Source organism: Citrobacter sp. wls826 (genome assembly GCF_005281245.1).
In the GTDB taxonomy this organism is placed as follows: Bacteria; Pseudomonadota; Gammaproteobacteria; order Enterobacterales; family Enterobacteriaceae; genus Citrobacter; species Citrobacter braakii.
Genome location: NZ_SZWS01000051.1, coordinates 18,043 through 40,398 on the forward strand (window position 1 = coordinate 18,043; position 22,356 = coordinate 40,398).

The window sequence follows — 22,356 nt, forward strand, 5'->3', positions numbered from 1 at the left end:
TTCGCCGCCTTGTGGAATACGCGCCAGGCAGTACGGAACGGGTTCGCCATCGACCACCAGCACGCGTTTATCACCGTCTTTAATTGCCGGTAGATAGTTCTGCGCCATGCAATAACGGGTACCGTGCTCGGTCAGCGTTTCGGCAATAACGCCAAGGTTCGGATCGCCTTCCTTCACGCGGAAAATAGATGCACCGCCCATGCCGTCCAGCGGTTTGAGAATGATGTCGCTGTGTTTTTGCCAGAAGGCTTTCAGCTGCGCTTTGTTACGCGTGACCAGCGTTTCCGGCGTCAGGTCGGCAAACCATGCGGTGAACAGCTTCTCGTTACAATCGCGCAGGCTCTGCGGTTTGTTAACGATTAGCGTCCCTTTCTCCTCTGCACGTTCCAGAATATAGGTTGCGTAGATGAACTCGGTATCAAACGGCGGATCCTTACGCATCAGAATGACGTCCAGATCTGCCAGCGGGAGATCTTGCTCGCTATTGAACTCATACCATTTGTCGTAGTTCTGCTCTACGCTCAGGGTACGCGTACGGGCGCGGGCTTCACCGTTGATCAGATAGAGATCGGCCATTTCCATATAATGAATTTCGTAACCGCGACGTTGCGCTTCCAGCAGCATAGCGAAGCTGGAATCTTTCTTGATGTTGATGCTTGCGATGGGATCCATCACGATGCCGAGCTTGATCATTGTTCTTCTCCGTTAGCCCAGATCGCCAAAACGCACCTGTAGCGCGGTGATGGCGGTGAGCGCAGTTGTCTCAGTACGCAGAACGCGAGGTCCTAACAGAATATCAGTAAACTGATACCGTGCGGTCATGGCAATTTCATCTGCCGACAGCCCACCTTCGGGGCCAATCAGCAAGCGGATGCGTTCCACCGGGAGCGGCAGCGTATTGATGCTGGCGCTGGCGCGGGGATGCAGGTTCAGTTTCAGACCTTCATCCTGTTCGGCGCACCACGCTTCCAGATCCATCGCCGGGCGAATTTCAGGCACCCGATTACGACCGCACTGTTCGCAGGCGGCAATGGCGATTTTCTGCCACTGCTGGAGCTTCTTGTTCAGGCGTTCGCTGTCCAGTTTAACGCCGCAGCGCTCAGAAAAAAGTGGCGTAATGAGGCTTACACCCAGTTCAATCGATTTTTGGATAGTAAATTCCATTTTTTCACCCCGCGACATCACCTGGCCCAGGTGGATGTGCAGCGGCGATTCTCGATCGTCGAGTTCAGCGTTAAGCACCTTCACGTCCACGCTTTTCTTACTGGCGTGGGTGATTTCGGCGTCGAATACCTGATTGCTGCCATCAAACAGCTGTAGCGCCTGGCCTGGCCCCATACGCAGTACGCGGCCGATATGGTTGGCTGCATCTTCACACAGTGAAATTTGGCTGCCGGAAGTGAGTGGCTCAGGGTGATAAATGCGAGGAATGCGCATAGTTAAACATCCGCGTCATGGCCCTGGGCTGCAAAAGGCCAGGGCATGGTTAAAAAATATTGCTGCTAGTGTAGGTTAGCTCTTTTGCGCCTGGCAAGCGCGTTGCACATAGGGGTTATGGTTCCCCTGTACCTTCGCAATGCGTTCGTCGCGCTCACACTCCCAATCGGTGACCGGATACTGCTTATTCCAGGCATTAAAAAGCTGAGTTTGCTGGCGGGAGAGCGTCAGGTTGTATTGGTCGCGCATGTAAAAATAGGTACGCGCGATGGCGCCACGGGCGCGGGCTGGCGGCTCGGCAACTTTCTCTTTGAAGTCAACCTTCATGGTGCATTGTCCATATTGGCCTTCGCCACCGTTCCACTGGCTGTACATAAAGTTTGCGCGATCGCCATTGACCTCACCCACCGCGGGCTGCAGGTTATGCATATCGCTTTCCATTTTGCGATAGACCGGATCTTTAGCGCAGTTTTTACGCCCTCCGTCCTGCCAGCACTGGCGCTGATGACCAAATTGCCAGGCGGGGACAACGTGTTCCCATTCAATTCGACTGGCGCGGTTTTCATTTTTTCGCACTTTATAGCCGCAGGATTCGAGGTCAACGACCCCTTTTTTTCCTTGCCAGTTAATTTTACATCCGCAATAGAAATCGCCTGGCGCATCGGCGTTAACTTTAACACCCGCTGCTTTTGCCTGAGAAAAACTGTTGATGCCTTCGGCTAAAACCGAGCCTGAAAACGCAGCGGCTAACAGGGCCGCAGCAAAAGAAAGATTACGGTACATCACGAACTCCGTGTCAAAACGAGCCCGCAACGTAGCGAAAGTCATTCCTGTATGCAATCAGTTAGATCAGAAAAGTTCCTGATAATTCTGAAGATTATTCTGCAACCAGCGGTTCACCGCAGTGAACGCAGCGGTAGGTGGCTTCGCCGCGTACAACGCGGTTATGGCGGCGGACGGTCAGTTGGTGTTCCTGACACTTACAGCGGTATGTAAAGGTCTTACGCTGCACGGATTGCAGCTCAAACTGATGCGTGCGCCGGGCCGGTACGCCCAGCACGCTCTCCATCATCCATTTCCACTCTTTCCCGTGCGGCGGTACGCGGCCAAAGTGTTTCCACACCAGTAGATGCGCCAGTTCATGGGGCACCACTTCGTTAACGAACGCGTCAACATTCTCCATCAGCAAAACTGGATTAAGACGAATTTCGTAGGTTTGTAGCCACGCGGTACCCGCGGCGGTTCCGCGCTGTTGGTAAACCAGCTTTGGTTCCGGGTATTGGCGTTCGAGCTTGAGATTGGCCTGAGCGAGTTTTTCCCGCAGGCTGCGCATAACGGCTTGCTGGATGGCGATCGGGAGACGGGAGGTTTTCATAACGCCAGAGGATAGTGCGACAGGGAAGGGACTGCAAGAGGAAGGCTCCCTCCCACGGGGGAGGAAGCCTAACGAGATTAGTCGTGTGCGCCAATTTCGCGCAGTTTACGACCTTTCATCAGGTTACGTTCAATGTGTTCCAGAGAGACGTTTTTAGTTTCAGGGATCAGCCACAGGGTCAGGAAGATGAACAGTACGTTCAGGCCACCGTAGACCCAGAAGGTGTTGGCGCTGCCCAGCGAGTTCAGCATCGTCAGGAAGGTTGCGCCGACAATCATGTTGGCAATCCAGTTAGTTGCGGTAGAGCAGGTGATGCCGAAATCGCGACCTTTCAGCGGCTGGATTTCAGAGCACAGTACCCAAATCAGCGGACCGGCGCTCATCGCAAAGCCAACGATAAACATTAGCAGCATCAGGACAGCGAAGTATTGTGCGGCTGGCGAGTGAATACCCACGTGCATCATTGTACCCAGCACGCCCATACCGACGGCCATGACGATAAAGCCGAGGATCAGCGTAGGTTTTCGGCCCCAGCGGTCAACCAGGCCAATGGCGATAAAGGTTGCCAGCACGTTGGTCAGACCGACAATAACGGTCCCCCACATCTGTTCGGTGGTGTTGGTGTAACCCGCCAGCTCAAAGATTTTTGGCGCGTAATACATAATGACGTTCATCCCGGTGAACTGCTGCATCACCTGTAACAGGACGCCAAGGAATACCGCGCGGCGGAAGTTGCTGTTTTCTTTAAACAGCGCCCAGCCGCTCTGCTTCACTTGCAGGCTTTCACGAATTTCATCCAGCTCGCGTTTGGCTTCAGCGCTGGTGTCACGCAGACGCAACAGAACGCGTTCGGCATCGACAAAACGACGTTTAGCCGCAAACCAACGCGGGCTGTCCGGCAGGAAGATGACGCCAACCAGCAGTAACAGGGCAGGGATGATGATCACGCCCAGCATCCAGCGCCATGCGCCGCTGTAGCTAAACGCCGTATCGGAAAGATACGCACCTAAAATACCGATAGTGATCATTAACTGATACATAGAAATCATGCTGCCGCGAATTTTTTCCGGGGCGATTTCGGACAAGTACAACGGTGCGGTATAAGACGCAACGCCGACTGCCAGGCCGAGCAGCACGCGGGAAACCAGCAGCACTTCAACGTTTGGCGCTGCGGCGGAGAACAGCGAACCGGCAACAAACAGGATTGCGCCGATCATCAGGCTTTTTTTACGCCCCAGTTTGAAGGAGAGCCAACCGCTGCCGACGGCGCCCACTGCCGCACCAAACATCATGGAACTCACCACCCATTCCTGAGTGTGTGGGGTAATTTGGAACTCGTCGGTGATGAATGGTAAAGCACCGGCAATAACACCGATATCCAGGCCAAAAAGTAATCCAGCCAGGGCTGCCAGGAAGCAGACAAAAAATGTCATGGCTTTGTTGGAATGCCCCGTTTTTTTATTGTCAGGCATGATGCCCTCCGTTGGGTAGCTAGTTTTGTTGATGTTAAGGGTAGGTGAGTACGGGGTAAAAAAATGCGAATCACATCACATTAGTGTAATCGGTTACACTGGCATTCATGTGGATTATTGTTTAATGAGTTGAAAGTTAACATTATTTATTATTATAGAATAAAGTTGATTGGCTGATTTTAAGACAATGCTGAAATATGATGTAACAGTGATGCAATGCTGGTAACGAAGAGATGTGAATTCAAGGTGGATAGAAATACCGTGCTATGTAATCGCTTTCATTTGTTATTGAAGCAAATGAAATTAGCGTGGTTATAGCGATGGGGGATGGGAGAGCAAATGACATAAAAAAAGACCAGCACGAGGCTGGTCTTCATAAGCATTGAGCCGTCGGGGAATTACTTCAGACCGGCAGCTTCACGCAGCAGGGCGGCTTTGTCGGTTTTTTCCCATGGGAAATGTTCGCGACCAAAGTGACCGTAAGCGGCGGTTTCTTTGTAAATCGGGTGCAGCAGATCCAGCATCTGAATCAGGCCATACGGGCGCAGGTCGAAGAACTCACGCACCAGCAGGGTCAGCTGTTCTGAAGGCACTTTTTCAGTACCGAACGTTTCCACCATGATAGAGGTCGGTTCAGCCACGCCGATTGCGTAGGAAACCTGAATCTCACAACGGTCAGCCAGGCCAGCGGCAACGATGTTTTTCGCTACGTAGCGGGCTGCATAAGCTGCGGAACGGTCAACTTTAGACGGATCCTTACCAGAAAATGCGCCGCCGCCGTGACGGGCCATGCCGCCGTAGGTATCAACGATGATTTTACGACCCGTCAGACCGCAGTCACCCATTGGACCACCGATAACGAAACGACCGGTTGGGTTGATGAAGAACTTGGTTGAAGCTGTCAGCCATTCAGTCGGCAGTACCGGCTTGATGATCTCTTCCATAACGGCTTCTTGCAGCGATTTCTGATCGATATCTTCAGAGTGCTGAGTCGACAGAACAACCGCATCAATACCGACAATTTTACCGTCGTCATACTGGAAGGTTACCTGGCTTTTTGCATCCGGGCGCAGCCAGGATAAGGTGCCGTTTTTACGCACTTCAGCCTGACGCTGCACCAGACGGTGAGCATAGGTAATCGGGGCTGGCATCAGCACGTCGGTTTCGTTGGTTGCATAACCAAACATCAGACCCTGGTCGCCTGCGCCCTGTTCCAGCGGATCCGCACGGTCAACACCCTGGTTGATGTCCGGAGACTGTTTACCAATCGCGCTCAGTACCGCACAAGAGTTGGCATCAAAGCCCATGTCGGAATGCACATAGCCAATTTCGCGAACCGTGTTACGGGTGATCTCTTCGATATCAACCCATGCGCTGGTGGTGATCTCACCGCCAACTAAAACCATGCCGGTTTTGACGTAGGTTTCGCAGGCAACGCGTGCTTTCGGATCCTGCTCCAGGATTGCATCCAGCACGGCATCAGAGATTTGGTCAGCGATTTTGTCAGGATGCCCTTCTGATACGGACTCGGACGTAAAAAGGTGTTTTGCCATATTTAATTTCACCTAAGGAGAATGTAGTTAGCTCAAACTGTCGAGTGGAATAGCCATGTGTAGAAGATTCTACCATGAGTCTGCAGATGACGGACACTGGCAGTCTGAGTGTTAATCGGTATAGATGGATTAACATCTGGACGGCTATTTTAAGTCGGTTCTGCGCCTGATTTCCAGCTTTTTTTGATTGAGCTCGCATTGTACTGAAAATGTAACTGGAAATTTTTCCTGACGGTGCTGGCAATGCGCGTATTTATCTTTTGCTTTTTCGTACTGTTGTCGGTATAAAACGCGGCGCGCGGCTCATATCCGTCATACTTCAAGTTGCATGTGCGTTGGCAATACTCGCCCAGTCACTTACTCCTGTAAGCGCCCGGGGATTCACTGCGTTGCCGCCTTCCCGCAACTCGATTTATTGAGGATAGACAAAAAAGCACACGACGTTTTCATCGTGTTGCCACTTCCAGCCGGGTTAAAACTTTAGCTTTGGCTTGTGGGTTCGTTCCGTCAGGAGCAACCGTGGAGGTGATACGAGATAATGAACCGTTGTATTCTGCTGAATCTGTCGCACCGCTCTGGTGTACATATGTCCCCCGCAATCTGCATCTTGCATACCTGCCGATGTTATACCCATCTCGGCGCTTCTCAGGACTCCAGGGCTGGCAACGGTCACTAAGAACTGAACAAGGGCGCTCTTGGTAAACAAGAGTTTTCTCGTGGTTTCGCCGAACCGTCAGCATTAAGTTCGGTTACGTGTTTACATTGATATGAAAAAGAAACCGGTCGCACAGTCGGAGCGTCAGCACTATCTGCTGGAAATTCTGCCTGTATTTGGGTTGTTATCGCGTCTTCGGATTGCGATAGTAGTCAACTGTTTTACACTTGTTAATAAAATTTGAGGTTCGCTATGTCTGACGACATTTCTTTGGGTTCGCCTTCGTCAGCAGGCGAACACGGTGTACTACGCTCCATGCAGGAGGTTGCAATGAGTTCCCAGGAAGCCAGCAAGATGCTGCGTACTTACAATATTGCCTGGTGGGGTAATAACTACTATGACGTCAATGAACTGGGCCACATCAGCGTGTGCCCGGATCCCGACGTACCAGAAGCGCGCGTTGACCTTGCTGAGTTGGTGAAAGCCCGTGAAGCGCAGGGCCAGCGTTTGCCTGCATTGTTCTGCTTCCCGCAGATCCTGCAACACCGTCTGCGTTCGATTAACGCCGCGTTTAAGCGCGCCCGTGAGTCTTACGGCTACAACGGTGACTATTTCCTCGTTTACCCGATCAAGGTTAACCAGCACCGTCGCGTGATTGAATCGCTGATCCACTCCGGCGAACCGCTGGGGCTGGAAGCCGGTTCTAAAGCTGAACTGATGGCCGTTCTGGCTCATGCCGGAATGACCCGCAGCGTGATCGTGTGTAACGGCTATAAAGACCGCGAATACATCCGCCTGGCGCTAATTGGCGAAAAGATGGGCCATAAGATCTATCTGGTCATCGAGAAGATGTCTGAAATCGCTATCGTGCTGGATGAAGCTGAACGACTGAATGTTGTTCCGCGTCTGGGCGTGCGTGCGCGTCTGGCGTCGCAAGGGTCCGGCAAATGGCAGTCCTCCGGCGGAGAGAAATCGAAATTCGGCCTGGCGGCAAACCAGGTGCTGCAACTGGTAGAAATGCTGCGCGAGCGCGGTCGTCTGGACAGTATTCAGTTGCTGCACTTCCACCTCGGCTCACAGATGGCGAACATTCGTGATATTGCCACTGGCGTACGTGAGTCGGCGCGTTTCTACGTTGAGCTGCACAAGCTTGGCGTAAATATCCAGTGCTTCGACGTGGGCGGTGGCCTGGGCGTGGACTACGAAGGTACCCGTTCGCAGTCTGACTGCTCCGTAAACTACGGCCTGAACGAATACGCGAACAACATCATCTGGGCCATTGGCGACGCCTGTGAAGAGCACGGTCTGCCGCACCCGACGGTAATTACCGAATCCGGTCGCGCTGTTACCGCGCATCATACCGTGCTGGTGTCTAACATTATCGGCGTTGAGCGTAGCGAGCATACCGAAGCAACGCCTCCGGCTGACGATGCGCCGCGTGCCCTGCAAAGCATGTGGGAAACCTGGCAAGAGATGCATGAGCCGGGAACCCGTCGTTCGCTGCGTGAATGGCTGCACGACAGCCAGATGGATCTGCACGATATTCACGTTGGGTACTCTTCAGGCACCTTTAGCCTGCAGGAACGCGCGTGGGCAGAACAGCTCTATCTGAACATGTGTCACGATGTGCAAAAACAACTCGACCCGAGCAACCGCGCGCACCGTCCGATTATCGACGAGTTGCAGGAGCGTATGGCGGATAAGATTTACGTCAACTTCTCGCTGTTCCAGTCGATGCCGGATGCGTGGGGGATCGATCAGCTGTTCCCGGTGATGCCGCTGGAAGGGCTGAACAAGGCTCCTGAGCGCCGTGCGGTGCTGCTGGATATCACTTGTGACTCTGATGGCGCTATCGACCACTATGTTGATGGTGACGGCATTGCGACCACCATGCCGATGCCGGAATACGACCCTGAGAACCCGCCGATGCTGGGCTTCTTTATGGTGGGGGCGTACCAGGAGATCCTTGGCAACATGCACAACCTGTTCGGTGATACCGAAGCGGTTGACGTGTTCGTCTTCCCTGACGGCAGCGTGGAAGTTGAGCTGTCTGACGAAGGGGATACCGTGGCGGATATGCTGCAATACGTGCAGTTGGATCCGAACACCCTGCTAACTCAGTTCCGTGACCAGGTGAAAAACACCGATCTGGATACCGAGTTGCAGCAGCAGTTCCTCGAAGAGTTTGAGGCAGGACTGTACGGATATACCTATCTCGAAGACGAGTAATGCTGTTGGGGTTCGCTTGAACCTGAGCAAATTAACGGCGATAATTCGCCTATACAAGTAGTCACGTAAATCAATCCCTTCCTCGTCGGGCTTAACGACGCGGAGGGGATTTTTTTTCACCGATTTTAAAAGAGGTCAGTACATGAGCACCTTAGGTCATCAATACGACAACTCCCTGGTTTCTAACGCCTTTGGTTTTTTGCGTCTGCCGATGAACTTCATGCCGTACGACAGCGACGCCGATTGGGTGATCACCGGCGTACCGTTTGATATGGCAACGTCTGGCCGCGCGGGCGGTCGTCATGGTCCGGCTGCGATCCGTCAGGTTTCCACTAACCTGGCGTGGGAACACAATCGCTTCCCGTGGGACTTCGATATGCGCGAGCGCCTGAACGTGGTGGACTGCGGCGATCTGGTTTATGCGTTCGGTGATGCCCGTGAAATGAGTGAAAAACTGCAGGCGCATGCTGAGAAGTTGCTTTCTGCTGGTAAGCGCATGCTCTCTTTCGGCGGTGACCACTTCGTCACGCTGCCGCTCCTGCGCGCGCACGCTAAACACTTTGGTAAAATGGCGCTGGTGCACTTTGATGCCCACACCGACACCTACGCTAACGGCTGTGAATTCGACCACGGTACCATGTTCTACACTGCGCCGAACGAAGGTCTGATCGATCCGAATCACTCTGTGCAGATCGGTATTCGTACAGAGTTCGACAAAGATAACGGCTTTACCGTGCTGGATGCTTGCCAGGTGAACGATCGCGGCGTAGATGACATCATCGCCCAGGTTAAGCAGATTGTTGGTGATATGCCGGTGTATCTGACCTTTGATATCGACTGCCTCGATCCGGCGTTTGCTCCAGGAACCGGTACGCCCGTGATTGGCGGTCTGACTTCCGATCGCGCGATCAAGCTGGTACGTGGTCTGAAAGATCTGAATATCGTCGGGATGGATGTGGTGGAAGTGGCTCCGGCCTACGATCAGTCAGAGATCACCGCGCTGGCGGCGGCTACGCTGGCACTGGAAATGCTGTATATCCAGGCGGCGAAGAAAGGCGAATAACGGGTTTCGGACTATTTTGCCGGATGTCGCTGACGCTAGTCCGGCCTACATTATTGCTGAATTTGTAGGCCGGATAAGGCGCTCACGCCGCCATCCGGCACTGTTCGAGGATTATTTTATCCCGTCTGCGCTCATGCGATCGCGAATGTGTTGCGCACGTTCTGCAGATGCCGGGTGATCGTCAAACATTGAGCTTTGGCGTCCTGCTTCCAGTTTAGCCAGTTTCTCAAAGCTGGTGGCCAGTCCTGCCGGATTGATCCCACGTTTGCGCAACAAATCATACGAGTAATCATCTGCTTCGGATTCCTGACGCTGGGAGAACTGCGAGTTCACCAGTTTCTCGCCAAGATCGCCCAATTGCGACTGCGACAGGCTGCCGACAATGCCGCCAGCGGAAGCCGCTGCTGCACGTACGGCGTTAGTGCCCAGCGCGACCTGCATGCCTTTTTTCACATGACCCAGCGCGACGTGGCCCATTTCGTGGCCGATCACCGCTTCGACTTCGTTATCGGTCATCATATCCATCAGGCCGCTGTACACGCGGATACAACCGTTCGCCATGGCAAAGGCATTCACATCTTTCGCCATATAGACTTTGTAGTTCACCGGCTGGCCGTTAATGTTGTCGCCAAGCGCGGCGGCGATTTTGCCAAGACGCGTTGCGTACTCGCTGCTGGCAGGGGCGATAGTAGCCTTGCTGTCCATATCTTTACAGGCCTGATCGCTCAGCGCTTTTACCTGAGTATCGCTCAGACTATAGGCCTGAAAAGCCTCTGCGCCAGAAGAAAGCAGTCCGTTTGAGTCCATGTTCTGGCAGCCGGTCAATGCCGCCGCCATGCTCGTAGCAAGCAGTAAAGCGCGAATTTTCATTTTTTCTCTTCCGCACAAAGTCAGGATTATTCTAAAAAATGCGTCGTTTGCAGGTAAACCGACGCTCGGCCTAAGTATAAAGAAAAGAACATTCAGCGGGCGAGAAGATTGCGCAACTTGCGCGCATGATCCAGAGATTTCTGAAGCGGTAAAAGGATGCTCCATGTACATGACACGCGGCTTGGGTTACATTGTTGGCACTTTTTTCCGGCGTAGCCCAAAACGCGCTGTCGTCAAGTCGTTAAGGGCTCAGCCTTCATTATCCGATCTGGAGTCAAAATGTCCTCACGTAAAGAGCTTGCCAATGCTATTCGTGCGCTGAGCATGGACGCAGTACAGAAAGCCAAATCCGGTCACCCGGGTGCCCCGATGGGTATGGCTGACATTGCCGAAGTCCTGTGGCGTGATTTCCTGAACCACAACCCGACTAACCCGTCCTGGGCTGACCGTGACCGCTTCGTGCTGTCCAACGGCCACGGCTCCATGCTGATTTACAGCCTGCTGCACCTCACCGGCTACGATCTGCCGATGTCCGAGCTGCAGAACTTCCGTCAGTTGCATTCCAAAACGCCGGGTCACCCGGAAGTGGGTTACACCGCGGGTGTTGAAACCACTACCGGTCCTCTGGGTCAGGGCATTGCGAATGCTGTGGGTATGGCTATCGCCGAAAAAACGCTGGCGGCGCAGTTTAACCGTCCTGGTCACGACATCGTTGACCACTTCACCTATGCTTTCATGGGCGACGGCTGCATGATGGAAGGTATCTCTCACGAGGTATGTTCCCTGGCCGGTACGCTGAAGCTGGGTAAACTGGTAGCGTTCTACGATGACAACGGCATCTCTATCGATGGCCACGTTGAAGGCTGGTTCACCGATGACACCGCTAAGCGTTTCGAAGCTTACGGCTGGCACGTGGTTCGTGGCGTTGATGGTCACGATGCTGACGCGATTAAGCGCGCAGTTGAAGAAGCTCGCGCTGTGACCGACAAACCGTCCCTGCTGATGTGCAAAACCATCATCGGTTTCGGTTCCCCGAATAAAGCTGGTACCCACGACTCTCACGGTGCGCCGCTGGGTGATGCAGAAATCGCACTGACCCGCGAACAGCTGGGCTGGAAATACGCGCCGTTTGAAATTCCGTCTGAAATCTACGCGCAGTGGGATGCGAAAGAAGCAGGCCAGGCAAAAGAAGCTGCATGGAACGAGAAGTTCGCTGCTTATGCGAAAGCCTTCCCGCAGGAAGCCGCTGAATTCACCCGTCGTATGAAAGGTGAAATGCCGTCTGACTTCGACGCAAAAGCGAACGAGTTCATCGCTAAGCTGCAGGCTAACCCGGCGAAAATCGCCAGCCGTAAAGCGTCTCAGAACGCGATTGAAGCGTTTGGTCCTCTGCTGCCTGAATTCCTCGGCGGCTCCGCTGACCTGGCACCAAGTAACCTGACTCTGTGGTCTGGTTCTAAAGCTATCAATGAAGATACTGCCGGTAACTACATCCATTACGGTGTACGTGAATTCGGTATGACCGCTATCGCTAACGGTATCTCTCTGCACGGTGGCTTCCTGCCGTACACCTCCACCTTCCTGATGTTTGTGGAATATGCCCGTAACGCGGTGCGTATGGCTGCGCTGATGAAACAGCGTCAGGTGATGGTCTATACCCACGACTCCATCGGTCTGGGCGAAGATGGCCCGACTCACCAGCCGGTAGAGCAGGTAGCTTCGCTGCGTGTGACCCCGAACATGAGCACCTGGCGTCCGTGTGACCAGGTTGAATCTGCCGTTGCATGGAAATACGGTGTAGAGCGTCAGGACGGTCCGACCGCGCTGATCCTCTCCCGCCAGAACCTGGCACAGCAGGAACGTACCGAAGAGCAGCTGGCGAACATCGCGCGCGGTGGTTACGTGCTGAAAGATTGCGCCGGTCAGCCGGAACTGATCTTCATCGCTACCGGTTCTGAAGTTGAGCTGGCTGTGGCTGCCTGGGACAAACTGACCGCTGAAGGCGTTAAAGCGCGCGTGGTTTCCATGCCGTCTACCGACGCGTTCGACAAACAGGATGCCGCTTATCGCGAGTCTGTACTGCCGAAAGCTGTTTCCGCACGTGTTGCAGTGGAAGCGGGTATCGCAGACTACTGGTTCAAATACGTGGGCCTGAACGGCGCTATCGTTGGTATGACAACCTTTGGTGAGTCTGCACCGGCTGAGCTGCTGTTTGAAGAGTTTGGCTTCACTGTCGACAACGTTGTCGCGAAAGCAAAAGAACTGCTGTAATTTTGATTACAGGTGAAAACGGGTCGCTTATGCGGCCCGTTTTTTTAAAGTAAGTAAATTTATTTGATCGTGCGCAACCCGAAAATGTAGATTTGCATCACAAATATGATATTTAGCGATGTTTTATATTTGCAGCTTGAATCACATTATTACTGTTGATTTTTATATTTCTTTTCTCAATCCATTGTTTTTAAAGACATCACCAAAAAACATTCTGCGCTGTATGTAGTTTTCTCCTCGATTGATTTCATTTCGCCGTGCGCGTATTTTATTTTTAACGCTAACTCGTACCCTAAAAATAAAATAAGGAAAATGTATGCGGCTGATTGATTACTTTCCCGAATCATCTATCTCAATAAAAAATTCAGCAAAGAACTGGCAGGAGGCAATTGACTTTTCTATGTCATCCTTACTTGCCAATCATTATGTCAATTCAGATTATATTCAGGCCATTAAAGACTCAACGATTAACAATGGTCCTTATTATATTTTAGCGCCAGGCGTCGCCATGCCGCACGCTCGACCGGAGTGTGGCGCGTTAAAAACCGGTATGTCATTAACGCTTCTCAAACAGGAAGTGAAATTTGCCGAAGATGATGAAGGTATCAGATTATTAATCGGATTGTCGGCGGCTAATGCTGATTCACACATTGGCGCTATTCAGGCCTTAAGCGAATTATTATGTGAAGAGGAAGCACTAACCGCTTTGTTAGCGGCTAAATCAGAAAAACAATTGGCGGATATTATCGCTCAAGCATAATTAACGGTTTCCTTTCAGGACATTATTATGGAAAACAAGTCTGCTCGTGCCAAAGTCCAGGCTTTTGGTGGGTTTTTGACTGCAATGGTCATTCCCAACATCGGCGCATTTATTGCCTGGGGTTTTATTACCGCATTATTTATTCCTACTGGTTGGATGCCGAATGAGCATTTCGCCAAAATTGTCGGTCCGATGATTACCTATTTACTGCCCGTCATGATTGGCTCCACTGGGGGACATCTGGTTGGCGGGAAACGCGGTGCGGTGATGGGGGGCATTGGTTCTATTGGCGTTATTGTGGGCGCGGATATCCCGATGTTCCTTGGCGCAATGGTAATGGGGCCGCTTGGCGGTTGGGTGATTAAGCATATCGACCGTCTGCTGGAAAAACGCATTCCTGCAGGCTTCGAGATGGTTATCAATAATTTCTCTCTTGGTATTGCGGGAATGCTTTTATGCTTGCTGGGGTTTGAAGTTATCGGCCCGGCGGTTCTCATTGCCAATAATTTTGTGAAGGAGTGTATTGAAGCGTTGGTTCATGCGGGCTATCTGCCGTTGCTATCCGTAATCAATGAGCCGGCAAAAATCCTCTTTCTGAACAATGCTATCGATCAGGGGGTGTATTATCCGTTGGGGATGCAGCAAGCTTCTGAAACGGGAAAATCAATTTTCTTCATGGTGGCATCTAACCCAGGGCCGGGATTAGGTTTGTTACTCGGCTTTGCTATCTTTGGTAAAGGAATGAGTAAAAAGTCTGCACCAGGCGCCATGATTATCCACTTCCTCGGTGGTATTCATGAACTGTATTTCCCGTATGTGCTGATGAAGCCTCTGACCCTGATCGCGATGATTGCCGGGGGAATGACCGGGACGTGGGTATTCCACCTGCTGGACGGTGGGTTAGTTGCGGGGCCAAGCCCAGGATCCATATTTGCCTATCTGGCATTAACGCCGAAAGGTTCTTTCCTCGCGACCATTGCAGGAGTTACCGCGGGAACCGTTGTTACTTTTGTTATTACCTCTGTCATCCTGAAAATGGAAAAGAACGTTGAAACAGAAAGTGAAGATGACTTTGCTGAATCAGCCAGAGCCGTCAAAGCGATGAAGCAGGAAGGGAAATTCTCTTATAAAAACATTAAACGCGTCGCTTTTGTCTGTGATGCAGGAATGGGTTCCAGTGCTATGGGGGCAACCACGTTTCGTAAGCGTCTGGAGAAAGCGGGATTGAATATTACTGTGACGCATTATGCTATCGAAAACGTTCCGCAAGATGCCGATATTATTGTCACCCATGCCAGTCTTGAAGGTCGTGTTAAACGTGTAAGTGAAAAGCCATTAGTGCTGATTAAGAACTATATTGGTGACCCATTGTTGGATGATTTATTTAAACGCATTACTGCGAACTAGCCTTCTTCTATTTTTGGAGTGAATATGAAAACGAAAGTTGCTGCCATATATGGCAAGCAGGATATTCGTATCCGCGAATTTGAACTGCCTGCAATTACAGATAATGAATTGTTAGTAAGCGTAATATCCGATAGCGTTTGTTTGTCCACCTGGAAAGCAGCAGCATTGGGGAGCGATCATAAACGCGTACCGGACGATCTGGAAAATCATCCGGTTATTACCGGACATGAATGTGCAGGTATTATTGTTGAGGTGGGAAAAAACCTGACGGATAAATATAAGAAAGGTCAGCGTTTTGTGTTGCAACCCGCGATGGGATTGCCAAGTGGATATTCAGCAGGATACAGCTATGAATATTTTGGCGGCAATGCGACATATATGATTATCCCGGAAGTGGCGATTAACCTGGGATGCGTTTTGCCTTACCACGGCTCTTATTTTGCCGCCGCCTCATTGGCAGAACCGATGTGCTGCATTATTGGCGCGTATAACGCGAATTTTCATACCACTCCTTACGTTTATGAGCATCGCATGGGGATTAAGCCAGGGGGGAACATTGCGCTTCTGGCCTGCGCCGGGCCGATGGGTATTGGTGCAATAGATTATGCCATTAACGGGAATATTCAGCCGTCGCGCGTGGTGGTGGTCGACATTGATGAAGCACGACTGGCTCAGGCTAAAAAACTGTTGCCCGTTGAGCTGGCGGCAGAAAAGGGGATTGAGCTCATCTATGTGAATACTACTGGCATGGATTCTCCGACAGCGATGCTGCGAGCGTTAACTCATGACGCAGGTTTTGATGATGTCTTTGTGTATGCGGCAGTGCCTGCAGTTGTTGAGATGGCTGATGATTTACTCGCGGAAGATGGTTGCCTGAATTTTTTTGCCGGCCCTACGGACAGTAACTTCAAAGTGCCGTTTAATTTTTATAACGTGCACTACAACAGCACTCACGTTGTCGGGACATCCGGTGGTTCAACTGATGATATGAAAGAGGCCATTGCGCTCAGTGCAACTGGCCAACTGCAACCGTCGTTTATGGTGACGCACATTGGCGGTCTTGATGCCGTTCCGGAAACTGTATTGAATTTACCGGCGATCCCCGGCGGTAAGAAGCTGATATATAACGGCGTTACCATGCCACTAACCGCCATTGCTGATTTTGCCGAGAAAGGGAAAACTGACCCATTATTCAAAGAACTGGCGCTACTGGTGGAGGAGACGCACGGTATCTGGAATGAAAAGGCAGAAAAATACCTTTTGGCACACTTTGGCGTTGATATCGGGGAGGCGGCGATATGATGTCGCTGGCATGGCCGCTATTTCGTATCACGGAGCAGGCTGCACTGGCAGCCTGGCCGCAAACCGGGTGCGGCGATAAAAACAAGATTGATGGTCTGGCTGTGACGGCAATGCGGGAAGCATTGAACAGTATTGCCATTCGCGGACGCATCGTTATTGGCGAAGGGGAGATTGATCAAGCCCCGATGCTGTGGATTGGTGAGGAAGTGGGAACCGGCACCGGACCTGAGGTAGATATCGCCGTTGATCCTATCGAAGGAACCCGAATGGTGGCTATGGGGCAAAGCAATGCGCTGGCCGTCATGGCGTTTGCCCCTCGCGGCAGTTTGTTACACGCTCCTGATATGTACATGAAAAAACTGGTTGTTAATCGGTTTGCGAAAGGGGCGATTAATCTGGCGCTGCCGTTGGCAGATAATCTGCGTAATGTGGCAGAGGCGTTGGGTAAACCGCTGGAGCGACTGCGGATGGTGACGCTGGATAAGCCGCGCCTTCAACCAGCGATTGCCGAGGCGACACGGCTTGGCGTCAAGGTCTTTGCTCTGTCCGACGGCGACGTGGCCGCCAGCGTGCTGGCCTGTATGCAGGAGAATCCTTATGATCTGATGTATACCATTGGCGGCGCGCCTGAAGGGGTTATTTCAGCCTGTGCGGTTAAAGCGCTGGGGGGTGATATGCAGGCTGAACTGATTGATTTTTGCGAAGCGAAAGGAAATAACGCAGATAATCGTCTGATTGCGGCACAGGAACATCAGCGCTGCGCGGAAATGGGCGTTGAGATCAACCGGATCTACGCGCTGGACGAACTGGTAGGGGGAAATAAGATCCTCTTCAGCGCGACAGGAGTCACGGGTGGCGATCTTGTGAAAGGGATCCAACAGGTTGCGAATGGTGTGCGCACGCAAACTTTACTGATCGGCGGCGCGGATCGAACGTGTAATATAATAGACTCTCTGCATTCATGGTGATTTATCGAGAAACGAATGACGACGCTGACAGAAGACGATGTGCTTGAGCAACTGGATGCTCAAAATAATTTACTCTCGTTTATGACGACGGCACATAACATTTTGCTCCAGGGCATTAAGCGCTTTTTACCGTCGCTGTTCGTTAATAACGATGAAGAGATCGTGGAATATGCAGTGAAGCCGTTACTCGCCCAGAGTGGACCGCTTGACGATATCGACGTTGCGTTACGTCTGATTTATGCGTTGGGAAAAATGGATAAATGGCTTTATGCCGACATCACCCATTTCTCTCAGTTTTATCAGTACCTGAACGAGCAGGATAATATCCCCGATTTTGCCGATGACATTACCTGGGATTTTGTCAGCAACGTGAACAGTATCACCCGTAACGCAACGCTCTACGGTGCGCTGGAGTCGATGAAATTTGCCGACTTTGCTGCGTGGTCCGAAGTGCGCTTTAGCGCAATGGTCAAGACGGCAATGACACTGGCAGTGACGGCGATTTTAAAGGAATTAACGCCGTGAAAATCAAACTAACGGTGAATGGGCTACAGGTTGAAGCACATTACCGTGATGATGAGATAGAGAACGTCCACAAACCGTTATTACAACAACTGGCAAAAATACACGCCACTCACCCGCAGCGACGAACGATCGTTTTTCTCAGCGCACCGCCTGGTACGGGTAAATCGACGCTGACCACCTTCTGGGAATATCTCTCCCGTCAGGATCCTGGCCTGCCGGAGATCCAGACGCTGCCGATGGATGGCTTCCATCACTACAACACCTGGCTGGATGCTCATAACCTGCGAGCATACAAAGGTGCGCCGGAAACCTTTGATGTGGATAAGCTTGCGCAGAATCTACGTCTGATAAGGGAAGGGGAAGGCACCTGGCCACAGTACGACCGGCAAAAACACGATCCGGTAGAAGCGGCCATAACAGTGACCGCGCCGATTGTGATTGTGGAAGGAAACTGGTTATTACGCGATGATGGAAGGTGGCGGGCGTTAGCTGAGTTTTGTGATTACTCGCTGTTTATTCGTGCACCTGCCAACGCGCTCCGTACACGACTGGTAGGCCGTAAACTGGCGGGCGGACTATCACAAGCTGACGCTGAAGCGTTTTATGAGCGTACCGACGGACCGAATGTTCGTCGGGTACTGGAAGCGAGTCTGCCTGGTGACCTGACGCTGGAGATGCTGGAATCTGGTGAATATCGGATTGCGTGAAGGCCAATTATTCCTGTTAAGCCGTAATGATTATTACGGTTTACTGGAATAATTTCCCCCGGTCTCAGCGGGAAAAATGTGATGTATGTCAGATAACTGTTTTCTTTGGCTGGACAATCATTCCTTTTATTCCTCGTTTCGCTTATTCTAGCTGAAGCGTTTCAGTCGATTAAATGTTCGACAATTAACCAATTAGTCGCAGTTTGCGACAGGTAAGGTTTCCCTGAGCGATTTGCTGCATTACTCTGTCTGCCACATCGTTTCTGAGAAATCCTTGCAGGAGACCTATGACCGTACGCGTAGCGATTAATGGTTTCGGTCGCATCGGACGCAACGTGGTTCGTGCTTTGTATGAATCCGGGCGTCGGGCGGAAATCACCGTGGTGGCAATCAACGAACTGGCGGATGCTGCAGGCATGGCGCATTTGTTGAAATATGACACCAGCCATGGACGTTTTGTCTGGGATGTTCGTCAGGAACGTGACCAGCTCATCGTTGGCGATGACGCGATCCGCATTCTGCATGAGCGAACGCTCGATGCGCTTCCCTGGCGCGAACTGAGTGTCGACGTTGTGCTGGACTGTACGGGGGTTTTCGGCAACCGCGAACACGGCGAGGCGCATATTGCCGCTGGTGCAAAAAAAGTGCTCTTTTCACATCCTGGTAGTCACGACATCGACGCAACCGTTGTGTATGGCGTTAATCAGGATCAGCTGCGCGCTGAACACCGGATCGTTTCCAACGCCTCCTGCACCACGAATTGCATAATACCCGTCATTAAATTGCTGGATGATGCTTACGGCATTGAGTCTGGTACCGTCACCACGATCCACTCCGCGATGCACGATCAGCAGGTTATTGATGCCTATCATCCTGACCTGCGTCGCACGCGAGCGGCCAGCCAGTCTATTATTCCGGTTGATACCAAACTGGCGGCGGGCATCACGCGAATTTTCCCGCAGTTTAACGATCGTTTTGAAGCGATTGCGGTGCGTGTACCGACCATAAATGTGACGGCGATCGACTTAAGCGTGACGGTGAAAAAACCAGTAAAAGCCAGTGAAGTCAACCAGTTGCTGCAAAAAGCAGCACAAGGTGCATTTCATGGTATAGTTGACTATACGGAATTACCGTTGGTCTCTGTAGATTTTAACCACGACCCGCACAGCGCCATCGTTGATGGTACGCAAACGCGCGTGAGTGGCGCTCACCTGATCAAAACGCTGGTCTGGTGTGATAATGAATGGGGCTTTGCTAACCGTATGCTCGACACAACGTTAGCGATGGCTGCTATTGGTTTCAGGCTCGACGCTTGAGCGTCGACAAAACTTTATGAATCAACGAGAGGATTCACCATGTCTGTAATTAAGATGACCGATCTGGATCTGGCTGGTAAACGCGTTTTTATCCGTGCGGACCTGAACGTACCAGTTAAAGAAGGGAAAGTAACCAGCGATGCGCGTATCCGTGCTTCCCTGCCGACCATCGAACTGGCCCTGAAACAGGGTGCTAAAGTGATGGTAACTTCCCACCTGGGTCGTCCTACCGAAGGCGAGTACAACGAAGAATTCTCTCTGCTGCCGGTTGTTAACTACCTGAAAGACAAACTGTCTGCTCCGGTTCGCCTGGTAAAAGATTACCTGGACGGCGTTGAAGTCGCTGCCGGTGAACTGGTTGTTCTGGAAAACGTTCGCTTCAACAAAGGCGAGAAGAAAGACGACGAAGCACTGTCCAAAAAATACGCTGCGCTGTGCGACGTATTCGTAATGGACGCTTTCGGTACCGCTCACCGTGCGCAGGCTTCTACCCACGGTATCGGTAAATTCGCCGACGTAGCTTGCGCTGGTCCGCTGCTGGCTGCTGAGCTGGATGCGCTGGGTAAAGCGCTGAAAGAACCTGCTCGTCCGATGGTGGCTATCGTTGGTGGTTCTAAAGTTTCTACCAAACTGACCGTTCTGGACTCTCTGTCAAAAATCGCTGACCAGCTGATCGTTGGTGGTGGTATCGCGAACACCTTCGTTGCTGCTCAAGGCCACAACGTCGGCAAATCCCTGTACGAAGCTGACCTGGTTGATGAAGCTAAGCGTCTGCTGACGACTTGCGATATCCCGGTCCCGACTGACGTTCGCGTAGCGACTGAATTCTCTGAAACTGCACCGGCTACGCTTAAATCCGTTAGCGATGTAAAAGAAGACGAGCAGATCCTGGATATCGGCGACGCTTCTGCACAGCAGCTGGCTGACATTCTGAAGAATGCGAAAACCATTCTGTGGAACGGCCCGGTTGGCGTGTTCGAATTCCCGAACTTCCGCAAAGGTACTGAAATCGTTGCTAATGCTATCGCAGACAGCGAAGCATTCTCTATCGCAGGCGGCGGTGACACCCTGGCAGCAATCGACCTGTTCGGCATTGCTGACAAAATCTCCTACATCTCTACTGGCGGCGGCGCATTCCTCGAATTCGTGGAAGGCAAAGTACTGCCAGCAGTAGCCATGCTCGAAGAGCGTGCTAAAAAGTAAGACATTGATGGGCAGGGAAACCTGCCCAATTATTAGCGCGCTGTCGAGCGCGCCCCCTTTCCAAGGCCGAAGATACAGGACTCGCAACATGTCTAAAATTTTTGATTTCGTAAAACCAGGCGTAATCACTGGTGATGACGTACAGAAAGTTTTCCAGGTAGCTAAAGAAAACAACTTTGCTCTGCCAGCTGTTAACTGCGTTGGTACCGACTCCATCAACGCCGTTCTGGAAACCGCTGCAAAAGTTAAAGCGCCGGTAATCGTACAGTTCTCCAACGGTGGTGCTTCTTTCATCGCGGGTAAAGGCGTGAAGTCTGACGTTCCTCAGGGCGCTGCAATCCTGGGTGCTATCTCTGGTGCGCATCACGTTCACCAGATGGCTGAACACTATGGTGTTCCGGTTATCCTGCACACTGACCACTGCGCGAAGAAACTGCTGCCGTGGATCGACGGTCTGCTGGACGCGGGTGAAAAACACTTCGCAGCAACTGGCAAACCGCTGTTCTCTTCTCACATGATCGACCTGTCTGAAGAGTCTCTGGAAGAGAACATCGAAATCTGCTCCAAATACCTGGCGCGCATGTCCAAAATGGGCATGACTCTGGAAATCGAACTGGGTTGCACCGGTGGTGAAGAAGACGGCGTGGACAACAGCCACATGGATGCTTCTGCACTGTACACCCAACCGGAAGACGTTGACTACGCATACACCGAGCTGAGCAAAATCAGCCCGCGTTTCACCATCGCAGCGTCCTTCGGTAACGTACACGGCGTTTACAAGCCGGGTAACGTAGTTCTGACCCCGACCATCCTGCGCGACTCTCAGGACTATGTTTCTAAGAAACATAACCTGCCGCATAACAGCCTGAACTTCGTCTTCCACGGTGGTTCCGGTTCTACTGCTCAGGAAATCAAAGACTCCGTAAGCTACGGCGTAGTGAAAATGAACATCGACACCGATACCCAATGGGCTACCTGGGAAGGCGTTCTGAACTACTACAAAGCAAACGAAGCTTACTTGCAGGGTCAGTTGGGTAACCCGAAAGGCGAAGATCAGCCGAACAAGAAATACTACGATCCGCGCGTATGGCTGCGTGCTGGTCAGGCAACTATGATCACCCGTCTGGAACAGGCTTTCAAAGAACTGAACGCGGTTGACGTTCTGTAATTCCGTCTGCGGACAGTAAAAATGGCTTCCTTTGGGAAGCCATTTTTTTTACTGCATAACGCAGGTTCCTTTTTC

General features: G+C 51.8%; 21 protein-coding genes. 14 read left to right on the forward strand and 7 right to left on the reverse strand.

Annotated features, from left to right (window positions below; genetic code table 11):
- The 6 genes from gshB to metK form a co-directional block, all read right to left on the reverse strand.
- The coding region (gene gshB, locus FDW87_RS11690; RefSeq protein ID WP_252363130.1) for a glutathione synthase at window positions 1–693 on the reverse strand (693 nt) is incomplete at its 3' end.
- A gap of 12 nt (window positions 694–705) precedes the next feature.
- Window positions 706–1,437, reverse strand: a complete 732-nt coding sequence (gene rsmE, locus FDW87_RS11695; protein ID WP_016154393.1) for a 16S rRNA (uracil(1498)-N(3))-methyltransferase — start codon at window positions 1,435–1,437, stop codon at window positions 706–708.
- 75 nt (window positions 1,438–1,512) lie between these two features.
- Window positions 1,513–2,220, reverse strand: coding sequence for a deoxyribonuclease I (endA, locus tag FDW87_RS11700; protein WP_016154392.1), 708 nt, complete (start codon window positions 2,218–2,220; stop codon window positions 1,513–1,515).
- A gap of 94 nt (window positions 2,221–2,314) precedes the next feature.
- Window positions 2,315–2,812, reverse strand: coding sequence for a SprT family zinc-dependent metalloprotease (locus FDW87_RS11705; protein ID WP_016157438.1), 498 nt, complete (start codon window positions 2,810–2,812; stop codon window positions 2,315–2,317).
- 77 nt (window positions 2,813–2,889) lie between these two features.
- A complete protein-coding gene (gene galP, locus FDW87_RS11710) occupies window positions 2,890–4,284 on the reverse strand; it encodes a galactose/proton symporter (RefSeq protein ID WP_016154390.1) in 1,395 nt (464 codons plus the stop codon).
- Between the two features lie 398 nt (window positions 4,285–4,682).
- The gene (gene metK, locus FDW87_RS11715) at window positions 4,683–5,837 is read right to left on the reverse strand and encodes a methionine adenosyltransferase (RefSeq protein WP_003027071.1); all 1,155 of its coding nucleotides are present in this window, start codon (window positions 5,835–5,837) and stop codon (window positions 4,683–4,685) included.
- Between the two features lie 538 nt (window positions 5,838–6,375).
- Here metK and FDW87_RS23230 point away from each other — a divergent pair.
- The 4 genes from FDW87_RS23230 to speB all read left to right on the forward strand — a co-directional run bounded on the left by FDW87_RS23230 (window position 6,376) and on the right by speB (window position 9,784).
- Window positions 6,376–6,513: a hypothetical protein gene (locus FDW87_RS23230; protein WP_269149342.1), complete on the forward strand. Its 138-nt coding sequence runs from the start codon at window positions 6,376–6,378 to the stop codon at window positions 6,511–6,513.
- Between the two features lie 91 nt (window positions 6,514–6,604).
- On the forward strand, window positions 6,605–6,736 hold the full coding sequence (gene yqgB / locus FDW87_RS11720) for an acid stress response protein YqgB (protein ID WP_049041971.1): 132 nt from the start codon (window positions 6,605–6,607) through the stop codon (window positions 6,734–6,736).
- An 8-nt stretch (window positions 6,737–6,744) separates the two neighbouring features.
- Window positions 6,745–8,721, forward strand: a complete 1,977-nt coding sequence (gene speA, locus FDW87_RS11725) for a biosynthetic arginine decarboxylase (RefSeq protein ID WP_016154389.1) — start codon at window positions 6,745–6,747, stop codon at window positions 8,719–8,721.
- Window positions 8,722–8,863: 142 nt separating this feature from the next.
- Window positions 8,864–9,784, forward strand: a complete 921-nt coding sequence (gene speB, locus FDW87_RS11730; protein ID WP_016154388.1) for an agmatinase — start codon at window positions 8,864–8,866, stop codon at window positions 9,782–9,784.
- 111 nt (window positions 9,785–9,895) lie between these two features.
- Here speB and FDW87_RS11735 read toward each other — a convergent pair whose 3' ends face one another.
- The gene (locus tag FDW87_RS11735; protein ID WP_016154387.1) at window positions 9,896–10,654 is read right to left on the reverse strand and encodes a M48 family metallopeptidase; all 759 of its coding nucleotides are present in this window, start codon (window positions 10,652–10,654) and stop codon (window positions 9,896–9,898) included.
- A 279-nt stretch (window positions 10,655–10,933) separates the two neighbouring features.
- Here FDW87_RS11735 and tkt point away from each other — a divergent pair, with 279 nt between their 5' ends.
- The 10 genes from tkt (at window position 10,934) to fbaA (ending at window position 22,281) form a co-directional block, all read left to right on the forward strand.
- Window positions 10,934–12,925, forward strand: a complete 1,992-nt coding sequence (gene tkt, locus FDW87_RS11740) for a transketolase (RefSeq protein ID WP_016154386.1) — start codon at window positions 10,934–10,936, stop codon at window positions 12,923–12,925.
- 316 nt (window positions 12,926–13,241) lie between these two features.
- Complete coding sequence (cmtB, locus tag FDW87_RS11745; RefSeq protein WP_016157436.1) at window positions 13,242–13,685, forward strand: PTS mannitol transporter subunit IIA; 444 nt, start codon at window positions 13,242–13,244, stop codon at window positions 13,683–13,685.
- Window positions 13,686–13,712: 27 nt separating this feature from the next.
- Window positions 13,713–15,092, forward strand: a complete 1,380-nt coding sequence (locus FDW87_RS11750) for a PTS mannitol transporter subunit IICB (RefSeq protein WP_016157435.1) — start codon at window positions 13,713–13,715, stop codon at window positions 15,090–15,092.
- Between the two features lie 24 nt (window positions 15,093–15,116).
- A complete protein-coding gene (locus FDW87_RS11755; protein ID WP_016154383.1) occupies window positions 15,117–16,394 on the forward strand; it encodes a zinc-binding dehydrogenase in 1,278 nt (425 codons plus the stop codon).
- Window positions 16,391–17,362: a class II fructose-bisphosphatase gene (glpX, locus tag FDW87_RS11760; protein ID WP_103928578.1), complete on the forward strand. Its 972-nt coding sequence runs from the start codon at window positions 16,391–16,393 to the stop codon at window positions 17,360–17,362. Before FDW87_RS11755 ends, glpX begins: the two co-directional genes overlap by 4 nt.
- A 15-nt stretch (window positions 17,363–17,377) precedes the next feature.
- Window positions 17,378–17,887 (forward strand): MltR family transcriptional regulator, encoded by a 510-nt coding sequence (locus FDW87_RS11765; protein ID WP_047414449.1) that lies wholly within the window; start codon window positions 17,378–17,380, stop codon window positions 17,885–17,887.
- A complete protein-coding gene (locus FDW87_RS11770) occupies window positions 17,884–18,594 on the forward strand; it encodes a nucleoside/nucleotide kinase family protein (RefSeq protein WP_137379783.1) in 711 nt (236 codons plus the stop codon). Before FDW87_RS11765 ends, FDW87_RS11770 begins: the two co-directional genes overlap by 4 nt.
- Before the next feature lie 287 nt (window positions 18,595–18,881).
- Window positions 18,882–19,910: an erythrose-4-phosphate dehydrogenase gene (epd, locus tag FDW87_RS11775; protein ID WP_137379784.1), complete on the forward strand. Its 1,029-nt coding sequence runs from the start codon at window positions 18,882–18,884 to the stop codon at window positions 19,908–19,910.
- Between the two features lie 39 nt (window positions 19,911–19,949).
- The gene (gene pgk, locus FDW87_RS11780; protein ID WP_003027032.1) at window positions 19,950–21,113 is read left to right on the forward strand and encodes a phosphoglycerate kinase; all 1,164 of its coding nucleotides are present in this window, start codon (window positions 19,950–19,952) and stop codon (window positions 21,111–21,113) included.
- Between the two features lie 88 nt (window positions 21,114–21,201).
- Window positions 21,202–22,281, forward strand: coding sequence for a class II fructose-bisphosphate aldolase (gene fbaA / locus FDW87_RS11785; RefSeq protein ID WP_003027029.1), 1,080 nt, complete (start codon window positions 21,202–21,204; stop codon window positions 22,279–22,281).
- Window positions 22,282–22,356 lie beyond the last annotated feature (75 nt).

Excerpts from the sequence above, each read along its gene's own strand:
- glpX (WP_103928578.1), top strand. The coding sequence starts at position 16,391 with ATGATGTCGCTGGCATGGCCGCTATTTCGTATCACGGAGCAGGCTGCA.
- FDW87_RS11765 (WP_047414449.1), top strand. The coding sequence starts at position 17,378 with ATGACGACGCTGACAGAAGACGATGTGCTTGAGCAACTGGATGCTCAA.
- rsmE (WP_016154393.1), bottom strand. The coding sequence starts at position 1,437 with ATGCGCATTCCTCGCATTTATCACCCTGAGCCACTCACTTCCGGCAGC.
- FDW87_RS11750 (WP_016157435.1), top strand. The coding sequence starts at position 13,713 with ATGGAAAACAAGTCTGCTCGTGCCAAAGTCCAGGCTTTTGGTGGGTTT.
- speB (WP_016154388.1), top strand. The coding sequence starts at position 8,864 with ATGAGCACCTTAGGTCATCAATACGACAACTCCCTGGTTTCTAACGCC.
- galP (WP_016154390.1), bottom strand. The coding sequence starts at position 4,284 with ATGCCTGACAATAAAAAAACGGGGCATTCCAACAAAGCCATGACATTT.
- metK (WP_003027071.1), bottom strand. The coding sequence starts at position 5,837 with ATGGCAAAACACCTTTTTACGTCCGAGTCCGTATCAGAAGGGCATCCT.
- FDW87_RS11735 (WP_016154387.1), bottom strand. The coding sequence starts at position 10,654 with ATGAAAATTCGCGCTTTACTGCTTGCTACGAGCATGGCGGCGGCATTG.
- cmtB (WP_016157436.1), top strand. The coding sequence starts at position 13,242 with ATGCGGCTGATTGATTACTTTCCCGAATCATCTATCTCAATAAAAAAT.
- FDW87_RS11755 (WP_016154383.1), top strand. The coding sequence starts at position 15,117 with ATGAAAACGAAAGTTGCTGCCATATATGGCAAGCAGGATATTCGTATC.
- pgk (WP_003027032.1), top strand. The coding sequence starts at position 19,950 with ATGTCTGTAATTAAGATGACCGATCTGGATCTGGCTGGTAAACGCGTT.
- FDW87_RS11705 (WP_016157438.1), bottom strand. The coding sequence starts at position 2,812 with ATGAAAACCTCCCGTCTCCCGATCGCCATCCAGCAAGCCGTTATGCGC.
- FDW87_RS23230 (WP_269149342.1), top strand. The coding sequence starts at position 6,376 with ATGAACCGTTGTATTCTGCTGAATCTGTCGCACCGCTCTGGTGTACAT.
- epd (WP_137379784.1), top strand. The coding sequence starts at position 18,882 with ATGACCGTACGCGTAGCGATTAATGGTTTCGGTCGCATCGGACGCAAC.
- endA (WP_016154392.1), bottom strand. The coding sequence starts at position 2,220 with ATGTACCGTAATCTTTCTTTTGCTGCGGCCCTGTTAGCCGCTGCGTTT.
- tkt (WP_016154386.1), top strand. The coding sequence starts at position 10,934 with ATGTCCTCACGTAAAGAGCTTGCCAATGCTATTCGTGCGCTGAGCATG.
- speA (WP_016154389.1), top strand. The coding sequence starts at position 6,745 with ATGTCTGACGACATTTCTTTGGGTTCGCCTTCGTCAGCAGGCGAACAC.
- yqgB (WP_049041971.1), top strand. The coding sequence starts at position 6,605 with ATGAAAAAGAAACCGGTCGCACAGTCGGAGCGTCAGCACTATCTGCTG.
- fbaA (WP_003027029.1), top strand. The coding sequence starts at position 21,202 with ATGTCTAAAATTTTTGATTTCGTAAAACCAGGCGTAATCACTGGTGAT.